Source organism: Pseudarthrobacter sp. 902506025, assembly GCF_040702325.1.
In the GTDB taxonomy this organism is placed as follows: Bacteria; Actinomycetota; Actinomycetes; order Actinomycetales; family Micrococcaceae; genus Arthrobacter.
The window spans coordinates 175,592-193,538 of record NZ_JBFBKW010000008.1; the positions used below are offsets into that span (position 1 = coordinate 175,592).

Annotated in this window: 13 protein-coding genes; 2 read left to right on the forward strand and 11 right to left on the reverse strand. The window is 69.3% G+C overall.

What is annotated here, in order from left to right; translation table 11 throughout:
* Positions 1-28: 28 nt before the first annotated feature.
* From deoC to nirB, 5 genes are all read right to left on the reverse strand, one after another.
* Complete coding sequence (gene deoC, locus AB0280_RS15370; RefSeq protein WP_224025485.1) at positions 29-748, reverse strand: deoxyribose-phosphate aldolase; 720 nt, start codon at positions 746-748, stop codon at positions 29-31.
* Between the two features lie 148 nt (positions 749-896).
* Complete coding sequence (locus AB0280_RS15375) at positions 897-1,766, reverse strand: FAD-dependent oxidoreductase (protein WP_224025486.1); 870 nt, start codon at positions 1,764-1,766, stop codon at positions 897-899.
* A gap of 224 nt (positions 1,767-1,990) precedes the next feature.
* Positions 1,991-3,139: a uroporphyrinogen-III synthase gene (locus AB0280_RS15380; protein WP_159632480.1), complete on the reverse strand. Its 1,149-nt coding sequence runs from the start codon at positions 3,137-3,139 to the stop codon at positions 1,991-1,993.
* 14 nt (positions 3,140-3,153) lie between these two features.
* On the reverse strand, positions 3,154-4,185 hold the full coding sequence (gene cobA, locus AB0280_RS15385) for a uroporphyrinogen-III C-methyltransferase (protein ID WP_307488533.1): 1,032 nt from the start codon (positions 4,183-4,185) through the stop codon (positions 3,154-3,156).
* 2 nt (positions 4,186-4,187) lie between these two features.
* Positions 4,188-6,827 carry a nitrite reductase large subunit NirB gene (gene nirB, locus AB0280_RS15390; RefSeq protein WP_275180391.1) on the reverse strand — a complete coding sequence of 880 codons (2,640 nt, stop codon included), beginning with the start codon at positions 6,825-6,827 and terminating at the stop codon, positions 4,188-4,190.
* A gap of 259 nt (positions 6,828-7,086) precedes the next feature.
* Between nirB and nirD the strand changes: the two genes are divergently transcribed.
* Positions 7,087-7,467: a nitrite reductase small subunit NirD gene (gene nirD / locus AB0280_RS15395; RefSeq protein ID WP_307488532.1), complete on the forward strand. Its 381-nt coding sequence runs from the start codon at positions 7,087-7,089 to the stop codon at positions 7,465-7,467.
* 49 nt (positions 7,468-7,516) lie between these two features.
* On the opposite strand, the gene AB0280_RS15400 is transcribed toward nirD, so the two are convergent.
* Entirely contained in the window at positions 7,517-9,265 is a 1,749-nt protein-coding gene (locus AB0280_RS15400; protein ID WP_307488531.1) for a phospho-sugar mutase, read from the reverse strand.
* Between the two features lie 57 nt (positions 9,266-9,322).
* Positions 9,323-10,141 carry a purine-nucleoside phosphorylase gene (locus tag AB0280_RS15405; RefSeq protein WP_224025490.1) on the reverse strand — a complete coding sequence of 273 codons (819 nt, stop codon included), beginning with the start codon at positions 10,139-10,141 and terminating at the stop codon, positions 9,323-9,325.
* Between the two features lie 104 nt (positions 10,142-10,245).
* On the opposite strand from AB0280_RS15405, the gene AB0280_RS15410 reads away from it, so the two are divergent.
* On the forward strand, positions 10,246-11,661 hold the full coding sequence (locus tag AB0280_RS15410; RefSeq protein ID WP_224025491.1) for an NAD(P)H-quinone dehydrogenase: 1,416 nt from the start codon (positions 10,246-10,248) through the stop codon (positions 11,659-11,661).
* Between the two features lie 192 nt (positions 11,662-11,853).
* Here the strand turns inward: AB0280_RS15410 and AB0280_RS15415 are convergent, their stop codons facing one another.
* The 4 genes from AB0280_RS15415 to AB0280_RS15430 all read right to left on the reverse strand — a co-directional run bounded on the left by AB0280_RS15415 (position 11,854) and on the right by AB0280_RS15430 (position 17,947).
* Positions 11,854-13,311 carry a benzaldehyde dehydrogenase gene (locus AB0280_RS15415; protein WP_307488530.1) on the reverse strand — a complete coding sequence of 486 codons (1,458 nt, stop codon included), beginning with the start codon at positions 13,309-13,311 and terminating at the stop codon, positions 11,854-11,856.
* Between the two features lie 140 nt (positions 13,312-13,451).
* Positions 13,452-14,087 carry a hypothetical protein gene (locus AB0280_RS15420; protein ID WP_307488529.1) on the reverse strand — a complete coding sequence of 212 codons (636 nt, stop codon included), beginning with the start codon at positions 14,085-14,087 and terminating at the stop codon, positions 13,452-13,454.
* Between the two features lie 84 nt (positions 14,088-14,171).
* A complete protein-coding gene (locus tag AB0280_RS15425; RefSeq protein ID WP_307488528.1) occupies positions 14,172-15,731 on the reverse strand; it encodes an FAD-dependent oxidoreductase in 1,560 nt (519 codons plus the stop codon).
* On the reverse strand, positions 15,728-17,947 hold the full coding sequence (locus AB0280_RS15430; RefSeq protein WP_307488527.1) for a molybdopterin oxidoreductase family protein: 2,220 nt from the start codon (positions 17,945-17,947) through the stop codon (positions 15,728-15,730). The genes AB0280_RS15425 and AB0280_RS15430 overlap by 4 nt, the downstream gene beginning before the upstream one ends.

The following is a 17,947-nucleotide window of genomic DNA, read 5'->3' on the forward strand; positions in this document are numbered from 1 at the left end:
CGTGATCTGTGGCGGCTTCCGGCCAGGGTCAGTAAGCGGCTGAACCCTGTTCACCCTTGACGATGGCAATTCCGGAGCTGGCACCAATTCGTGTTGCACCTGCTGCAATCATAGCCTGCGCATCGGCAAGGGACCGTACGCCACCGGAGGCCTTGACCCCCACCTCCGGGCCCACGGTCCTGCGCATCAGGGCCACGTCCTCAACGGTGGCGCCCCCGCCGTTGAACCCCGTGGAAGTCTTCACGAAGTCGGCTCCGGCCTCCACGGCAGCCTGGCACGCCAGCACCTTCTGCTCATCCGTCAGGAGGGCTGTTTCGATGATGACTTTCAGGATGGCGCCGCCCGCGTGCACGGTCTCGGCTACCGCGGCGATGTCCTCGACGAGGGCGCCCTTGTCGTTGGCCCGGGCGGCAGCAATGTTGATCACCATATCCACCTCCGCCGCGCCGTCCAGGACCGCGCCGCGGGCTTCGAACGACTTCACGTCCGTGGGAGTGGCCCCCAGGGGGAAGCCCACCACGGAGCACGTGAGGACGCCCGAGCCCCTGAGGGCGGTGGTGACGGTCTTGACCCAGAGGGGATTGACGCAGACCGACTTGAACCGGTACTCGGCCGCCTCGGCGCAGACCTTCAGCACGTCAGCTTCCGAGGCCTCGGGCTTGAGCAGCGTGTGGTCAATGTAGGAGGCGATGTCCGCGGGGCCGGCCGGGTGGGCGGTGCCTGCGTGAACGGTGGCTTCGTTGCTCATGATGGTCCTCTCGGAGGGCCTTGTGGGCCCGGCGTTGACTCGGTTTCGGGAACCATCTTGTCACAGCGGGCCGCACCGCAGCAGGCCCCACGCGGAGGCACCGGGAGCACCGGAAGCGCCCGGGACGCCCGCAGCGGGGCACGGCCGCTCAGGCCGCCTGCAGGGCCGGCGCTTCCGCTGCCGCCGTCAGCAGCTGGGTGGCGCAGGCGCCTGCCGCCGAAGCCGCTGCCACCAGCAGCCCCAGCCGCACGCCGTCGAACGCTGCCGCGTCCCCGATGGCCCAGATCCCCGGAACAGACGTGCGGTAGTCCCGGCTGATCACGATGCCACCCCCGGCTGCGGTCTGCAGGCCCGCGCTGGCGGCCAGGCCATCGCGGGAGACCCGTTCCTCAGCCAGGACAACCAGGTCACCGGTCATGCTGCTGCCATCCTCGAAGACCACGGCGGACGCGGCCACCCGGGAGGCGGAGGCACCGGATACGACCGCAGGGATGACGGCCGCAGGGCGGGCAGTGGTGCGGATGGGCCGCACACCCTTGGCCCGCAGAACCGCTTCGGCCTGTCCCGCCGCTGCTCCGGTGCCGACCAGGATCCCCACCGGGCGCCGCCCCAGCTCCCGCGCCACCTTCTGCACGCCCTTCGCGATGCGCGGTGCGTCATCGATGGTGGCATAGCTCAGGCACTGCGCGGCCCCGTCGACCGGGTTCGCCACGGGGGCGGAGCCGGTGGCGATGACCAGCTGGTCGTAGGCGAACTCCATGCCGTCAGCCGTTGCCACCGTGCGGTTGACCGCGTCGATGTGGCTGGCAGGCTGGCCAAAGCGTACGGAAACCTGGGGGAGCAGAGCCAGCTCCAGCAGTTCGCCGGGGGTGTCATCGCGGTTGCTCAGCACGGTGATGGTGCCGGCGAACCGGGCACGGTCCAGTTGCGCCACCAGGGCCTGCGCAGCGGGGCCGGCGCCGGCAATGACGATGCGGGTTGCGGTGGAGGTGGACGGTGAGGGTGCCGGAGCGGACATGTGCTGGCCCTTTCGCTGGCGGCCGGTAAGCGGCCGGAACTTCGTGATGGAAAACAGCGTAGGCGCGCGTCTTTTCCGGGGTGTTTCCCCTCAGTTGCTGTTTAACGGGCCCGTGTTCGCCAGTATTTACCGGCCGGTAACAGAACCCGTGACGCACCTCTCATTCGTCCGTCCGCCGACACAAAAGCCGCCGCGCCGGGCGCTGGGCGCCCGGCCGCGACCACCTAGACGCGGATCCGGTATCCGCGCTTGACTACGGTTTCGATCAGCTTGCCGTCCGGCAGCGAGGACCGCAGGCGGCTCACGGTCATGTCCAGCGCGTGGACGGAGCCGCGCAGTTCCAGCAGGTCGGACAGCGATTCGCGGGACAGGACCGCTCCGCCGGCGCCGAGCAGGGCACGCAGGAGCAGCAGGGGAGCCGGTGCCAGTTCCACCTGCTGGCCGTCGATGCGCAGGCTCCGGCCCCGAAGCTCGATGCTCCCGGAGCGGGTCTCCAGCCGCCGGACGTGGTTCAGTGCCAGGTGCTCGCACACCAGCCGGATGAGGGCGCCCATCCGGAACCGCTCCGGGATGAGCGGCGTGATCCCGGCGTCGAGGAGGGGCTGGGCCGTGACGGGACCCACCACGGCCGTGGTGACGTTCAGTTTCAGGCTCTCCACCAGCTGCTTGTAGAGCCCCATCTCATGGGCCGTGCTCCACATGGCGTCCACGGCGGGGGCGCTGGTGAAGGTCAGGACGTCCAGGTTGCCGGTGCAGGCGGCGTCGATCAGCCGCGGAAGCCTGTCCTCGCCGTCGGGCTTGACCCAGCGGTAGGGCGTGACTGTCAGGACCGTGGCGCCGGACATGCGCAGGCGCTCGATTTGCCGCACATCGGTGTAGCCGTGCAGCTGCATGGCAACGGTTTTGCCGCGGACGCCCTCGGTGAGCAGCATGTCCACCAGGGTGGAGGTGGTTTCGTCGCTGCTGATGCCGACGTCGGCAAGGCCCGCCGCGCGCACCGCACCGCGGGCTTTCGGTCCCCGGACGAACATGCGGCAGCTGCCCAGCGTCTCCAGCAGCTCGTCGCCGATCCCGAAGGAATCCGCTGCCTCGCACCAGCGGCGCATGCCATACGCGGTGGTGGCGATGCAGAGATCGGGTTTTGCCGCGATGATGGCCCGGGTGTCCTCGATGAGGCGCATGTCCTCCTGGACGGGGGCGATCTTCAGTGCGGGGGCGTGCAGCACTTCGGCGCCGCGCCGTTCCAGGGCCTCTATGAGGTCGCGGGACCGCCGGTCCGAGGTGACGCCGATGCGGAATCCCTCCAGCGGCGACTCCGCGGCGTCTGTGGATTCTTCAGCCTGCGGTGATTCGGCCGGTGCAAGTGCAGTCATGGGGGTCAATCCTTTCATGATCCCAGCAGCGAGGCCGCCAGCCGGTCCAGGTCGGCGGCGGCAGCGGCGTGCTGCTGGTTGGCTTCAGCCACCCGCACCACCTCACCGATCACCAGCACGGCCGGGTTGCTGCAGCCGGCCGCGGCAGAGGTGATGGTGCCCAGATCGGCGATGGTGGTGCGCTGGCCCGGCCGGTATCCGCGTTCCACCACTGCCATGGGCATGTCCGGGCGCATCCCGGCACGGCGGAGGCCGGCGGCGAGCTGGTGGAGGGTTCCGATACCCATGAGCACCACGATGGTGCCGCCCAGGCCGGCCAGGTGGTGGTGCTCTTTTTCCGTCAGCGGGGCGTGCCCGGAAACCACCGTGAACATGTGGCTGACTTCCCGGTGGGTGACCGGGATGCCTGCAGCGGCGGGCACCGAGATGGCGCTGGTCACGCCGGACACCACCTGGACTTGGACGCCGGCGGCCACGCAGGCGGCTACTTCCTCGCCTCCGCGGCCGAACACGTAGGGGTCCCCGCCCTTGAGTCGGACCACATTGTTCCCGGCCAGCGCGCTTTCCACCATCAGCTGTTCGATATCCGACTGGCTGACCTTGTGGTGCCCCGGTTTCTTCCCCACATCCACCAGTTCCGCGGACGTCAGCAGCGGCAGTTCCTGGTACGGAGCGAGGCGGTCATAAAACACCACGTCCGCATCGCGCAGCGCCTTGACGGCGGCCACGGTGAGGAGGTCGCTGGTGCCCGGCCCGCCCCCTACCAGGGTGACGTGCCCGGCGGCACCGGCAGCAGGTTCGGCAGCGACGGGAATGCCTGCGTCCCGGCAGCGGTCCAGGAGGCCGGCCCAGCCGGGCTGTCCGTCCTCGACGGCGGCCACCAGGAACAGTCCTTTCGGCAGCGGGGCGCCCTGGGCGGCGTGCGGGCTGGTGAGGCGGTGGACGACGGCGCCCGCGGCTTTGTACCGCCGCACCGCCTGCCGCGCGGCAGCAGGGGTGCCGGTCACCAGGACGTCCCGGCCGGTGAGGTCGATACTGAGCTGCATGGTTATGCCTCGTTTCCAGGGGTGGTCGTGGCGGTGCGGACCGGGATGGAGGAGCCGATCAGGACCTTTCCCTTTTCTTCGGGAGTGGCGGGGCGCATCTGGCCGCGCTCGTCCGGGACGAAGGTGATGGAATCGTCCTTTTGGTCGGGGGCGTTGACGAAGGAGCGGAACCGGCGCAGGCGCTCGGGGTCCTTCAGGGTGTCGGCCCATTCGTCGACGTAGGTGTCCACGTGCTTGGCCATGGCAGCCTCGAGCTCCGCGGCGATGCCCAGCGTGTCCTTGACCACCACGTCCTCCACGTGCTTGATGCCGCCGTCGAGCTCTTCCTGCCACCGGGCGGTGCGCTGCAGGCGGTCGGCGGTGCGGATGTAGTACATGAAGTAGCGGTCGATGTACTTGATCAGGGTCTCGTCGTCCAGGTCCTTGGCCAGCAGCTGTGCGTGCGCCGGCGTGGCACCGCCATTGCCGCCCACATAGAGGTTCCAGCCGTCGGCGGTGGCGATCACGCCCACGTCCTTGCCGCGCGCCTCGGCGCATTCGCGGGCGCAGCCGGAGACGCCCATCTTGAGCTTGTGCGGGCTCCGGAGGCCGCGGTACCGCAGCTCCAGCTGGATGGCCATGGCCACGGAGTCCTGGACGCCGAACCGGCACCAGGTGGAACCGACGCAGGACTTCACCGTGCGCAGGCTCTTGCCGTACGCCTGGCCGGACTCAAAGCCGGCGTCCACCAGTTCCTTCCAGATCTCCGGGAGCTGTTCGAGCCGGGCGCCGAACATGTCGATCCGCTGGCCGCCGGTGATCTTGGTGTACAGGCCGTACTTTTCGGCGACGGCGGCGATTACTCCGAGCTTCTTCGGGGTGATCTCGCCACCGGCGATGCGGGGGACCACCGAGTAGGTGCCGTCCTTCTGCATGTTCGCCAGGGCACGGTCGTTGGTGTCCTGCAGGGTTCCGCGGCCGGCGTCCAGCACGTAGGCGCTGTTCTGGCTGGCCAGGATGTTGGCAATGGTGGGCTTGCAGATGTCGCAGCCCGCGCCGGTGCCGTACTTGGCCATGATCTCCTCGAAGGAGGTCAGCCCCAGGACACGGATGGCGTCGAAGAGTTCCTGCCGGGACAGTTCGATGTGCTCGCACAGGGCCTTGGAAACCTCGACGCCGGACTTGGTCAGCTCAGTTTCCAGCAGCTTCTTCAACATCGGCACGCAGGAACCGCACTGGGTGCCGGCACGGGTGCAGCCCTTCAGCTCGCCCAGCTCCTGGACGGGGGCGTTGCCCTCGCAGGCGCCGCAGCCGTTGATGGTGTCCCTGATGGTTCCCGCGGTGACGTTGTTGCAGGAGCAGAGGGTGGCGTCGTCCGGCAGTTCGGTTTCCGGAGCGTCTCCGCCGCCGGCCGCGCTGAGGAACGCGCCGGGCTCGGCGGGAAGTTCGCGGCCCAGGAGCGGGCGCAGGCTCATGTACGGGGAGGCGTCGCCCACGAAGATGCCGCCCAGGAGGGTCTTCGCGTCGTCGGTGGTCACGATCTTCTGGTACACGCCGCGGGCGGGGTCGGCGTAGACGATTTCGAGGGCATGTTCGGTGCGGGCGAAGGCATCGCCGAAGCTGGCAACGTCCACGCCTGAGAGCTTGAGCTTGGTGGCCGTGTCGAAACCCGGGAAGGTGGCGTCGCCGCCGTGGAGCCGGTCGGCCACAATCTCGGCCATGGTGTTGGCGGGCGCCACCAGGCCCAGGCACATGCCGCCGAAGTTGGCCACTTCGCCGATGGCCCAGATGCCCGGTACTTCGGTGGCGCAGTAATCGTTGATGACCACCCCGCCGCGGGGGCCCAGGCTGAAGAGCTGGTCTTCGCCCTCGGCGGCGCGGAAGAGTTCGTCGCGGGGTTTGACGCCGACGGCGACAATCACCAGGTCTGCCGGGATGACGCGTTCGTCAGCCATGAGCACTCCGGTGACCTGGCCGTCGTCGTCCGCCAAAATCTCGGAAGGGAACACACCGCCGTGGACCTCGAAGCCTTTCGCCTCGATGAGCCGGCCCAGGGCCTGGCCCGCCCCCTCGTCCAGCTGGGTGTTCATCAGCCAGGGAGCCCCGTTGATGACGACGGGGGTGGCGCCGAGCTGCTCGGTGCCGGCGGCCGACTCAAGGCCCAGGAGTCCGCCGCCGATGGTCACCGCGTTGATCTTGCGGCCGAGCTTTGCGGTGAGTTCGGCGATGGCCTTGTTGATGGCCCAAACGTCCTCAAGCGTCCGGTACACGTGGGCGTGCTCAGCACCGGGGATGGGCAGGCGTACAGCGTCCGAGCCCGTGGCCACCACCAGCTGGTCGTACTCGTAGCTGTGGCCGGCGGCGGTTTCCACGCTCTTTGTTTCCGGATTGATCTTCACCACGCGCTCGCCGGTCTTCAGGACCAGCGAGCCGTGGTCCCACATGGAGGCGGTGCCCAGGGTGAGGTCCACCCCGGCATCGGTGAGGGCCTTGGAAAGTGCCACCCGGTCGTAGGGGAGGTGGGCTTCCTCGGTGAGGACCGTGACATGCCAGCCGTCGAGGCCGCGGGCATGCATGGCGTCCGCAAAACGGTGGGCCGCTGGGCCGCCGCCGGCGACGACGATGCGGCGCGGAGTCTCTGTGCTTGAAGTCTGTTCGGTCACTGTGGGCCTTTCGCATGGGCCGCAGACGGTGCTCTGCAGCTTGTGCATCCAGCCTAGGAAGGGGCAGTTTCGCCTCAGTTTCCCAATTGTTTCGTCAACTTAACTTCTGCATCACGAACGCATTTCCGCCCGCGTTAGGTCTCTTTTACGCGCCGGACACATTCACCGCACCCCTTTGAAACACCCGGACCCTAGCGTGGGACACGGCCGCAAAAGCTGCCAATGCAAGGGACAACAGGCACAGGGAAAGGAGCCGGACATGACGGCAACACTTGAACTTGGGGCGCTCGCCGCCGAATCAGACACCGCCGGGTTCGGGACCGGCTGGCACCGTGTCTGCATGGTGGATGACCTCGAACCGGCATGGGGCGAGGCCGCCCTGGTGGCAGGCCGCCAGGTGGCACTGTTCCGCACCGGCCCCAGCGAAGTCTTCGCCGTGGCGCATGAGGACCCCGCCACCGGAGCCCACGTCATGGCCCGCGGTATCCTCGGCTCCAGGGGCACCCGCCCCACGATCGCCTCGCCGCTGCACAAGGAGGTCTACGATCTGGAGACCGGTGAATGCTTCACCACTCCGGGCCTGCGGCTGACAGCGTTCAGCACCCGTGTCAGGGACGGCTTCGTCGAGGTGGAGCTCTAGGATTTTCCGCAGGGTAAGGGCGCGCCGAAGAGGCACGCCCTTTCCCCGGTTAAAGTCCCAGCGCCTCGCTCACGTCGTGGAGGACTTCATCCAGCGAGGCGCGTGCCGCCTGGCGTGCCGCCGGCAGTTCCGCGGCGGAGCCCACCTGGTGGATGACTTCCAGGTAGCACTTGAGTTTGGGCTCGGTGCCGCTGGGCCGGATGATCACGCGGGTCAGGTTCCGGGTGATGTAAAGCAGGCCCTCCGTGGGCGGCAACTGCGCGCTGCCTTCGGCCAGGTCCGTGAACACCTCCACCGCTGACTGCCCGAACGACTCCGGCGGGGAAACCCTGAGGCGGTTCATCATGGCGTCCAGCAGTCCCAGGTCCGCAACCCTGATGCTCAGCTGGTCACTGGCATGCAGGCCGTGCTGGAGGTACAGCTCGTCCAGGGTGTCGAAGACCGTCTTGCCCGCGGCCTTGGCGGTGGCAGCGAGTTCGGCAATCAGGACTGCGGCGGAAATGCCGTCCTTGTCCTTCACCTGCTCCGGCGCCACGCAGTAGCCCAGCGCCTCCTCATACCCGTAGACCAGCCCGGGCACCCGCGAAATCCACTTGAATCCGGTCAGCGTTTCCTCATGGTCGAGTCCGGCGGCGGCGGCGATGCGGGCCAGCAGGCGGGAGGACACAATCGAATTGGCGAACACACGGCGGCCGTCAGCCTCCGCAAGGGAGTCGCCGTCCGCGAGCCGGGCCACCATGTGGGCGCCCAGCAGGGACCCCACTTCGTCCCCGCGGAGCATGCGCCACGCGCCGGTGTCGGGGTCCTTGGCCGCCACGGCAGCCCTGTCGGCGTCGGGGTCATTGGCGATGACCAGGTCGGCGTCCAGCCGCGCCGCTGCCTCCAGGGCAAGGTCCAGTGCGCCGGGTTCCTCCGGGTTGGGGAAACTGACGGTGGGGAAATCGGGGTCCGGATCGGCCTGCTCGGCCACCACGGTGACATCCGTGAAACCTGCCGCCTTGAGCACTTCCAGCGCCGTCCCGCCTCCGACGCCGTGCAGCGGCGTCAGGACAATCCGAAGATCGCGGGCCGGAAAGCGCTCCGGCATGGCGAGTGCCGCCGTCGCCCGCTGGTACTCGGCGGCGATGGAGCCGTCCAGGACGGTCCATCCGTCCCCTGCCAGCGCTATTGACTCCAGCGGCCCCACGGCGCTTATGTGCGCGGCGATTTCGGCATCGTACGGCGCCACGATCTGGGCGCCGTCGCCCTCTGCCGTTACCGCGTGCCGCCCCAGGTACACCTTGTACCCGTTGTCCTGCGGCGGGTTGTGGCTGGCGGTGACCATGACGCCGCCGTCGCACTCCAGGGCGCGGACAGCGTAGGCCAGCAGGGGAGTGGGGAGGGCTGCCGGCAGCAGGAAGGTCTCGATGCCGGCCGCGGTGAAGATCGCCGCCGTTTCCGCGGCGAAAATATCCGAGTTGTACCGGGCGTCATAGCCGACGACGGCACGCGGCCGGGTGCCGGCCTCCGCCTTGGCCACGGCCTCCACCAGGAACGCCGCGAGTCCCGCTGCAGCCCGCCGCACCACCACTCGGTTCATCCGGTTTGGGCCGGGGCCCAGCGCGGCCCGCAGTCCCGCAGTGCCGAACTGCAGTGTGCCGCGGAAGCTGTCTTCCAGTTCCTGCCGGGCCGCGGGATCGCCATCCTCCACGAGGCGGACCAGCTCGAGGAGCGACGCCTCCGTTGCGGGATCCGGGTCTTGGGCAGCCCATTCGCGGGCTTCGGTGAGCAGGCGAAGTTCGGCATCGGAAGACGTCATGGGCATAACGCTATCGTCATTGCCCGCCCACGTGGCGCACCCCGGGCGCCTGACCCGTTAGAGCCGGGCGATGATGTCAGCCAGCAGCCTGGAAATGCGCGGGCCCGCTGCCTGGCCGGACTCGATGACTTCCTGGTGGCTGAGCGGCTGGGGGCTGATGCCTGCCGCAAGGTTGGTGACCAGCGAAATGCCGAACACCTCCATGCCAGCATGACGGCCTGCGATGGCCTCAAGCGCCGTCGACATCCCGATGAGGTCCGCGCCGATCCGCTTGGCATACTGCACCTCCGCCGGGGTCTCATAGTGCGGGCCGGGGAACTGTGCGTACACGCCCTCGTCCAGGGTGGGGTCCACTTCCCGGGCCAGCCCGCGGATTCGCGGCGAATACAGGTCCGTCAGGTCCACGAACGTAGCGCCTTCCAGCGGGGAGGCGGCGGTGAGGTTGATGTGGTCCCGGATCAGTACCGGGGTGCCGGGGGCCCAGTCCTCGTTGAGGCCGCCGCAGCCGTTGGTGAGGACGAGGGTGCTGCATCCGGCAGCCGCAGCGGTCCGGATGCCGTGCACCACGGCGCGGACGCCCCTGCCCTCGTAGTAGTGGGTGCGCGCGCCCAGGACCAGGGCGCGCTTGCCGGACGTGGTCAGCACGGAGCGGATGGTGCCAACGTGGCCTTCCACGGCGGGGGCGTGGAAGCCGGGAACTTCCTCGGCGGACAGCGTGGCGGTGGTCTCGCCGATCAGGTCTGCGGCCTCGCCCCACCCGGAACCGAGAACCAGGGCGGTGTCATGGCGGTCCACTCCGGTTTCTTCCGCAATGTAGTCCGCGGCGGCGCGGGCGGCGGCGAACGGGTCCGTGTTCAGGAAGTCTGTTGTACTCACCAGTACAAGTTATCCTGCCGCCCATGTTGCCCCGGTCACGGCAGGCCCGGAAAGCACCCTGATTTCTTGGTGGTCGGGCCGTAAATGGGAGAGAATGGATGACTGTGACTACGCATCCAGATTTCAGTTCCCCCCGGATCGCAATCCTGGGAGGTGGTCCCGGCGGATACGAAGCTGCCATGGTGGCCGCCTCTTTGGGGGCGACCGTTACCGTCATCGAACGTGCCGGGCTCGGTGGATCCGCGGTGCTGACCGACGTAGTCCCCTCCAAGACCCTCATTGCCACGGCCGACCTCATGACCCGCGTCGCGGAAGCCGGCGAGCTGGGGGTGAAGTTCGACGTCGACGGCGGCGACTTCGTCCCGGTCATGCGCGCCGACCTCAAGCACATCAACGACCGCCTCCTTAACCTGGCCCGCAACCAGTCCCGGGACATCCGCGACGGCCTGGAGAAACAGGGCGTGCGCATCATCGAAGGCTCCGGCCGGCTCCTGGACAGCCACCGGATCGAAGTCCTGACCGTGGACGGCACCGAAACCGTCGAAGCCGACACCATCCTGCTGGCGGTAGGCGCGCACCCCCGCGAGCTGGAAACGGCCCGCCCGGACGGCGAACGGATCCTGAACTGGACGCAGATCTACAACCTCGACGAGCTGCCCGAGGAGCTCATTGTGGTGGGGTCCGGCGTCACCGGCGCCGAATTCGCGTCCGCCTACAACGGCCTGGGTTCCAAGGTCACCCTGGTCTCCAGCCGTGACCGCGTGCTGCCCGGCTCAGACGTTGACGCCGCAGTGGTCCTGGAGGAAGTCTTTGAACGCCGCGGTGTGCGGGTCCTGTCCCGCTCCCGTGCCCAGACCGTGGAACGCACGGACGACGGCGTGGTGGTCACGCTTTCCGACGGCACCAAGGTGACGGGCAGCCACTGCCTCCTGTGCCTTGGCTCCATCCCCAACACTGCGGGGATTGGCCTTGAGGAGGCCGGCGTGGCCGTGAGCGAAAGCGGCCACATCAAGGTCGACGGCGTCTCCCGGACCACGGCCCCGAACATTTACGCCGCCGGTGACTGCACCGGCGTCCTGCCGCTGGCCTCCGTGGCCGCCATGCAGGGCCGGATCGCGGTGGCGCACTTCATGGGCGACGGCGTCACCCCGCTCAAGCTCCACCAGGTGGCCTCCAACATCTTCACCTCACCGGAAATCGCGAACGTGGGCGTCTCCGAAGCCGAGATCGAGTCGGGCAAGTACCAGGCCGACGTCATCAAGCTCTCCCTGCGCAGCAACGCCCGCGCCAAGATGCGCAACGCCAAGGACGGGTTCGTGAAGATCTTCGCCCGGAAGGGCTCCGGCACGGTGATCGGCGGCGTGGTGGTCGGACCCAACGCCTCGGAGCTGATCTTCCCCATTTCCATCGCGGTCAAGCAGAAGCTGCACGTGGACGACGTCGCCAGCACGTTTACGGTGTACCCGTCGCTCACCGGATCCATCTCCGAGGCAGCCCGCCGCCTGCACGTCCACATGTAAGGCTTTCCCCGGGCAAGCGCGGGCTGGACCCCTCCGGGGCCCCTGCTTAGACTCGAACCAGGCGCGGCCGGGAATTTCCTTGAAGTTCCCGGCCGTTCCTGTACCTGCGTCGACGCAGGGAGACGCTTATGGAACTGCAGTACAGCCAGTGGAGGGCCAGTTCGTGGACCTGGCCAGGTTGCGACAACGGGCCTAGAACGGGTACGGGGCGATGTCCGGTCGCATGGTGAGCCACTGGATCTCGGTGAACGACTCCATGTTGGCGTGGTGGCCGCCGATCCGCGAGCCGTTGCCGGAGTTCTTTGTTCCGCCGAACGGGGAGTTCGCTTCATCGGAGACGGTCTGTTCGTTGATGTGGACCTTCCCGGAGTCGAGCCGGTCGGCGATGGTCATGGCCAGTCCGACGTCGCCCAGGATCCCGATGGACAGGCCGTACTCATTGTCGTTGGCCAGCGCCACAGCCTCATCCACGGTGGAGAACTTCATCACCGGGGCCACGGGGCCGAAGATTTCGTCCTTCCAGGCAGGACTGTCAGTGTCCAGGTCAACCAGCACGGCGGGCTGGTAGAACCGGCCGTCGTGGGTTCCCCCGGCGGCGAGCCGGGCGCCCGCCTGGACCGCGTCCTGGACGATCCCGTCCACCCGCTGCAGCTGGCGCTCGTCGATCACTGGACCCAGCGCCACGGTGCCGCTCTTGGGATCTCCCACGGGCAGGTGGGCCGCCTTCTCCGACAAGGCGGCAACGTAGTCGTCGTAGATGTCCTCATGCACGATGTGGCGTCCGGCAGCCATGCAGATCTGGCCCTGGTGCATGAACGAGCCGAACGCCGCCGCGGAGGCCGCCTTGGCCAGGTCGGCGCCGGGGAGCACGATGAGCGCATTGTTGCCGCCCAGTTCCAGGTGGGCACGCTTGAGCAGCCGGCCCGCCGTTTCGCCGATCTTCCGGCCGGCCGCCGTCGATCCCGTGAAGGCGATCACGCGGACCTCGGGGGCTTCGACGACGGCGGCTCCGATGTCCGCGCCGCCGGGCAGCAGGGAGAGCAGGCCGTGCGGAAGCCCGGCCTCCTCGAAGATGCGCACCACGCTCACGCCGCCGCAGACCGCGGTCCGCGGGTCCGGCTTGAGCAGCACGGCGTTACCCAATGCCAGGGCAGGGGCCACGGCGCGGATGGAAAGGATCAGCGGGAAGTTGAACGGCGCGATGACGGAGACGACGCCCACCGGACGGCGCCGGGCAAAGGACCAGCGGTTTTCGTTGGACGTGAGGACGTCCCCGGCAGGGAGTGAGGGCAGCGCCGAGGCGTCGTAGCATTCGTTGGCGGCGATATGTGTTTCCAGCCCTGCCTTGGGCGGAATCCCACCTGATTCGCGCACGATCCAGTCCTGGACCTCGGCTGCGTGCTCCTCCCAGAGCTGCCCGGCGCGGCGCAGTACCGCAGCCCTGTCCTCGGGGTTGCGGGCGGCCCATTCCTTCTGTGCCTTCGCGGCGGCGGTTGCTGCTTCGCGGACGTCCGCCACGGAAGCCACGCCATAGCTGCCCAGCTGCTCACCGGTGGCCGGTTCCATGCTGCTGCCGGTCCCGCCGCCGCCCGCCCGCCAACCGTTGAGGTAGATCTTGCCTTCCCAGAGGGCGGAGTCGAGCAGGGACATAGGTGGTCCTTTCGTTGGTCCGGACGTCCGGCGTCCGGCCCGGAGGATGGGAGCGCGGGTCAGTCCCGTCCATCACATGCTGTGCGGACGCCGCCGTCAAGGGCTTGGACAGGAAAAGGCAGCGGTATCCGTGCGGAAGCTTATGCCGAGGCCGGGAGCCTATTGCGGGCGGCCGGGTCCCGCCGTGCCAGCCGCGCGGCTACCAGGTAGGTAATGCCGGTTATCAGCGGAACCGCGCTGGCGGCGGCCAGGGAGGCCGCAGGCCCCGACCGGCCAAGAACCGTGATCAGCAGCGGCAGCGTGCCAATGGCACACAGCAGCCAGCCGGCCGGGCCTGACCGTTTAAGTCCCAGGACAGCGGCCGGGAACGCCAGGGCGACGACGCCGATGGCCACTACCGGCCCGTTCGAATCCTGGAGGCTGCGGGACGTCGCGGGATCGAGGGCGAACCACACGCAGGCCGCGACGAGAAGCACGGCCAGCGCCGCCAGGAGGGGAGAGGCCCCGGCTGGCCGGAACCAGGCGAGGGCCGCAAGGACCACCATGGGAGCAAACCAGGACAAGGTCATCATCAGCCCCGTCATGCCGCCGGGCTGATCCATGGCGTAGCCGCCAATGAAGGCCACGGCCGCCGCGGTGAAGACCGTCATGACCACCGCGCCCATCTTCACCAGTGCACGGGCCCGGCGCTGCGGATCCTTCTCCCGGACAAGGAGTACTCCGGCCGCGGCGGCGAGCACCACCGCGATGAACGCCAGAATGAGAGGGAAGGACATGGGTGCCTCCTGCGGCCGGTGGAATCCTGTGACCATTCAAGCCCTGGGGAATCCCGGCGCCAAGGGGCCAAAGCCCCGCAGCCGCTAGGCCGCTGCCGCCTGGAAGTGCTGTTCGATGAGCCCCTTGATGTCCTCATGGCAGCCGCCGCAGCCGGTTCCGGCGCGGGTGGCCTTGGAAACGTCCGCCACGGTCGAGCAGCCGCCAGTTACGGCGGCAGTGATGGCCGCCCCGCTGACCCCCGCACACCGGCACACGGTGCCAGCGGGGTCGGCAGCCCCGCCCCCGGGCAGCTGGTCCGGTCCATCCAGGCGCAGGAGCAGTGACCGGTCGGCGGGCAGCTCGGCGCCCCGTTCAAAAAGCCCCACGAGTTCGGCCGCGGTCCGGGGCATGCCCACCGCCACCAGGCCTTCCAGCACACCGCCCCGGGTGGTCATCTTGACGTACCGGCCGTGCTCGGGATCGGCCCACTGCGACACCTGCAGGCGCGGCCTTCCGTTGACCGCTCCGGCCGTGAGTGCTTCCTCGTCCCACGGCTCGGCGGCGTTGTCCCCGGCCACGGCCATGTTCATGCCACGGGCTTTCAGGACCACGACGCCGGGCTGTTCCGGCGGCAGCGCGGGGAGCACTTCGGCGTCCGCTTCCGACCCCTCGGCCAGCAGGGTGAGGTAGCCGGCCAGCCATTCGGCCTGCCGCCATCCAGGACCCACCAGGCCGGAGGGCCCCTTGGCGTTGCGGCAGGCTGCGCAGCCGGGATCCGGGCAGCGGACCTCGGCGCAGTCGCCCATGGCAAAGATGTGCGGCTCGTGGTGCGCCCGCAGCCGGTGGTCCACCAGGATGCCGGTGCCGGTGGAGAGGCCGCAGCCTTCGGCCAGCTCCGTCCGGGGACGCACGCCGCAGGAGATGACCAGGAGGTCGCCGTCGATCGCTGATCCGTCGTCCAGCAGCAGAGCCGAAAACCCGCCGTCGGGCGCGTTGTGCTCAACGCCGGTGGACCGGGCGTTGCCGGCCACCCGGACGCCGCAGCGGCGCAGCCCGGCAGCCAGGACCGCCCCGCCGCCGCGGTCGATGCTGCGGCCAAGCGGGTGCGGGCCGTTGTGGACCACAGTGACCGTGGCGCCTTCCTCCGCGGCCGCCAGCGCCGTCTCCAGGCCCAGGACGCCGCCGCCCAGGACCACCACGCGCTTGCCGCCGTTCACCGCCTGCCGCAGGACTTCCGCGTCGCGCAGGTCCCGCAGTGCCGTGACTCCGGCAGGCAGCACGGGGGAAGACGGGTCCGGATTGATGCCGGTGAGGTTGGGAATCACCGGCCGGGATCCCGTGGCAAACACCAGCCGGTCGTAGTGCACGGACGCGCCGTCGGACAGGGCCACCTGCTGCCGCGCCCGGTCCACGCGCTTAACCCGGACGCCCAGCCGGACATCCACTCCCTCGGCAACCAGCTCGGCGCTGTCGGCGAGGGCAAGGGCGTCAGCGGTGGTCCGGCCGACGCCGAGATCGGCCACCAGGACGCGGTTGTAGGCGGCCTCGGCTTCCTGGCCCACCACTGTGAGCCTGGCGTGTCCGCTGCGCACGGCGGGCAGGAGCTCGTCCACCAGCCGGGCGGCCACGGGGCCGAATCCCACAATGACAATCTGCTCGCTCATGAGGCCTCCGTCGTTTGAAGCATGCGGGCGGATTCGGGCGCGGCCACGGGCCGGACCCAAACGGTGTTGAACTTGAACTCGGGCATCCCGGAGACCGGATCCGTCGCCGCTTCCGTCAGCCGGTTGGCGCTCTCAGCCCCGGGAAAGTGGAAGGGCAGGAACACCGTTTCCGGGCGGATGGCGGTGCTGTGCTCGGCCCGGCACACCACCTCGCCGCGCCCGTTGGACACCGACACCAGTGTTCCGGCGGCGATGCCTATGGCGTCGGCCGCCGCCGGGTGGATCTGCATCCTGGCCTCCGGCTGGGCGGCGGCGAGCTCGGCGACCCGGCGGGTCTGGGCGCCGGACTGGTAGTGCTCCAGGAGGCGGCCGGTGATGAGGGTCATGGCTGTGCCGGCGGGGCCTGCTGCGTGCCCGGCGGCTTCAACCGCGGGAGTCCGGCGGCGGCGCGGCGCCACCGGGACCATGACCGCCTTGCCGTCGGGGTGGGCGAAGCCGTCCCGGAACAGCCGGGGCGTTCCGGTGCTGCCGGCCGGGTACGGCCAGTAGGCGGCCTCGCCGCGGTCCAGCATGGCGTAGTCGATGCCGGAGTAGTCGGCCAGGCCGCCCGCGGAAGCCAGGCGGAGTTCCTCGAAGACGGTTTCCGGATCGTCGCTGTAGGTGGAGGGGGCGTCCAGGCGCTCGGCCAGGCGGGCCATGATCCAGAGTTCGCTACGGGCGCCGGCGGGAGGGGAGATGGCACGGCGGCGGCGCAGGACGCGGCCTTCCAGGTTGGTCAGGGTGCCTTCCTCCTCCGCCCACTGGAGGACGGGAAGGATCAGGTCCGCCTCCGCAGCGGTCTCGGACAGGAAGAAGTCGCAGACCACCAGGAAGTCCAGGCTCCGCAGCCCCTCGATCACGGCGTTGGCGTCAGGTGCCGCCACCGCGATGTTTGAGGCGTGGACAAAAAGGCACCGGACGCCGTCGGGCTGTCCCAATGATTTCAGCAGCTGGACGGCGGGCAGGCCGGGGCCGGGGATGAGTTCCTCGGGGATGCCCCAGACCGCGGCGACGTGCGCGCGGGCGGCGGGGTCGGTGATCTTGCGGTAGCCGGGCAGCTGGTCGGCCTTCTGGCCGTGCTCGCGGCCGCCCTGGCCGTTGCCTTGGCCGGTGAGGGTGCCGTAGCCGCTGCGGGCGGAGCCGGGCAGGCCCAGCAGGAGGCTGAGGTTGATGGCCGCGGTGGCGGTGTCCGTGCCGTCCACGTGCTGTTCCACGCCGCGGCCGGTGAGGATGTAGCTGCCGCCCCTGCGGGCGCCTGCGGCAAGCATTCTGGCGGTTTCGCGGATCAGGTCCGCGGGGACGCCGGTGATGGACTGGACGCGTTCAGGCCAGAAGGCGTTCACGCTGCGGACGACGGCGTTGTAGCCCGAGGTGCGCTCCTGGAGGTAGGCGGTGTCCACCAGGTCCTCGTGGATGACCACGTGCGAAAGGCCCAGCAGCAGGGTGAGGTCGGTGCCGGGAAGGGGCTGGAGGTGGAGGCCGGCGCCGTCGGCCGTGAAGGCCGCGGTGGCGGAGCGGCGGGGATCCACCACAACCAGCCCGCCGGCGTCGCGGGCTCCCTGCAGGTGCTGGACGAACGGCGGCATGGTCTCGGCAACGTTGGAGCCGAGCATCAGGATGGTGCTGGCGGTGTCCAGGGCCTCGAGCGGGAACGGCAGCCCGCGGTCCACGCCGAAGGCGCGCATTCCCGCTGCGGCCGCGGAGGACATGCAGAACCTGCCGTTGTAGTCGATCCGGGAGGTGCCCAGCGCCAGCCGGGCAAACTTGCCCAGCTGGTAGGCCTTTTCATTGGTGAGGCCGCCGCCGCCGAAGACGCCGACGGCGTCCGCGCCGTACCGGGCGCGGGCGTCCTTCACTGCCGCAGCGGCGAGGTCCAGGGCCTGGTCCCAGCCAATGGGACGGTGGATGCCGTCAGCACCTTTGAGCAGGGGCTCGGTGATCCTGCCCGCGTGGTTCAGGAGCGTGGCCGAGGTCCAGCCCTTGCGGCACAGGCCGCCGCGGTTGGTGGGGAAGTCCCGGCCGGCCACGTCCAGGACGGGGGATGCCTTGGAGCCGGCAGGTGCAGGAGCGGGGCCTGGCCCCGGCTGCGAAGCCGGGGCCAGGTCCGCCGGGGACGTGAGCGTCATGGCGCACTGCAGGGCGCAGTAAGGGCAGTGCGTGTCGGCGCTTTTGGTCAT

Bases quoted from the DNA above. Each gene is read 5' to 3' on its own strand.
- deoC (WP_224025485.1), bottom strand. From the start codon at position 748: ATGAGCAACGAAGCCACCGTTCACGCAGGCACCGCCCACCCGGCCGGC.
- AB0280_RS15375 (WP_224025486.1), bottom strand. From the start codon at position 1,766: ATGTCCGCTCCGGCACCCTCACCGTCCACCTCCACCGCAACCCGCATC.
- AB0280_RS15380 (WP_159632480.1), bottom strand. From the start codon at position 3,139: ATGACTGCACTTGCACCGGCCGAATCACCGCAGGCTGAAGAATCCACA.
- cobA (WP_307488533.1), bottom strand. From the start codon at position 4,185: ATGCAGCTCAGTATCGACCTCACCGGCCGGGACGTCCTGGTGACCGGC.
- nirD (WP_307488532.1), top strand. From the start codon at position 7,087: ATGACGGCAACACTTGAACTTGGGGCGCTCGCCGCCGAATCAGACACC.
- AB0280_RS15400 (WP_307488531.1), bottom strand. From the start codon at position 9,265: ATGACGTCTTCCGATGCCGAACTTCGCCTGCTCACCGAAGCCCGCGAA.
- AB0280_RS15415 (WP_307488530.1), bottom strand. From the start codon at position 13,311: ATGTCCCTGCTCGACTCCGCCCTCTGGGAAGGCAAGATCTACCTCAAC.
- AB0280_RS15420 (WP_307488529.1), bottom strand. From the start codon at position 14,087: ATGTCCTTCCCTCTCATTCTGGCGTTCATCGCGGTGGTGCTCGCCGCC.
- AB0280_RS15425 (WP_307488528.1), bottom strand. From the start codon at position 15,731: ATGAGCGAGCAGATTGTCATTGTGGGATTCGGCCCCGTGGCCGCCCGG.
- AB0280_RS15430 (WP_307488527.1), bottom strand. From the start codon at position 17,947: ATGACCAAAAGCGCCGACACGCACTGCCCTTACTGCGCCCTGCAGTGC.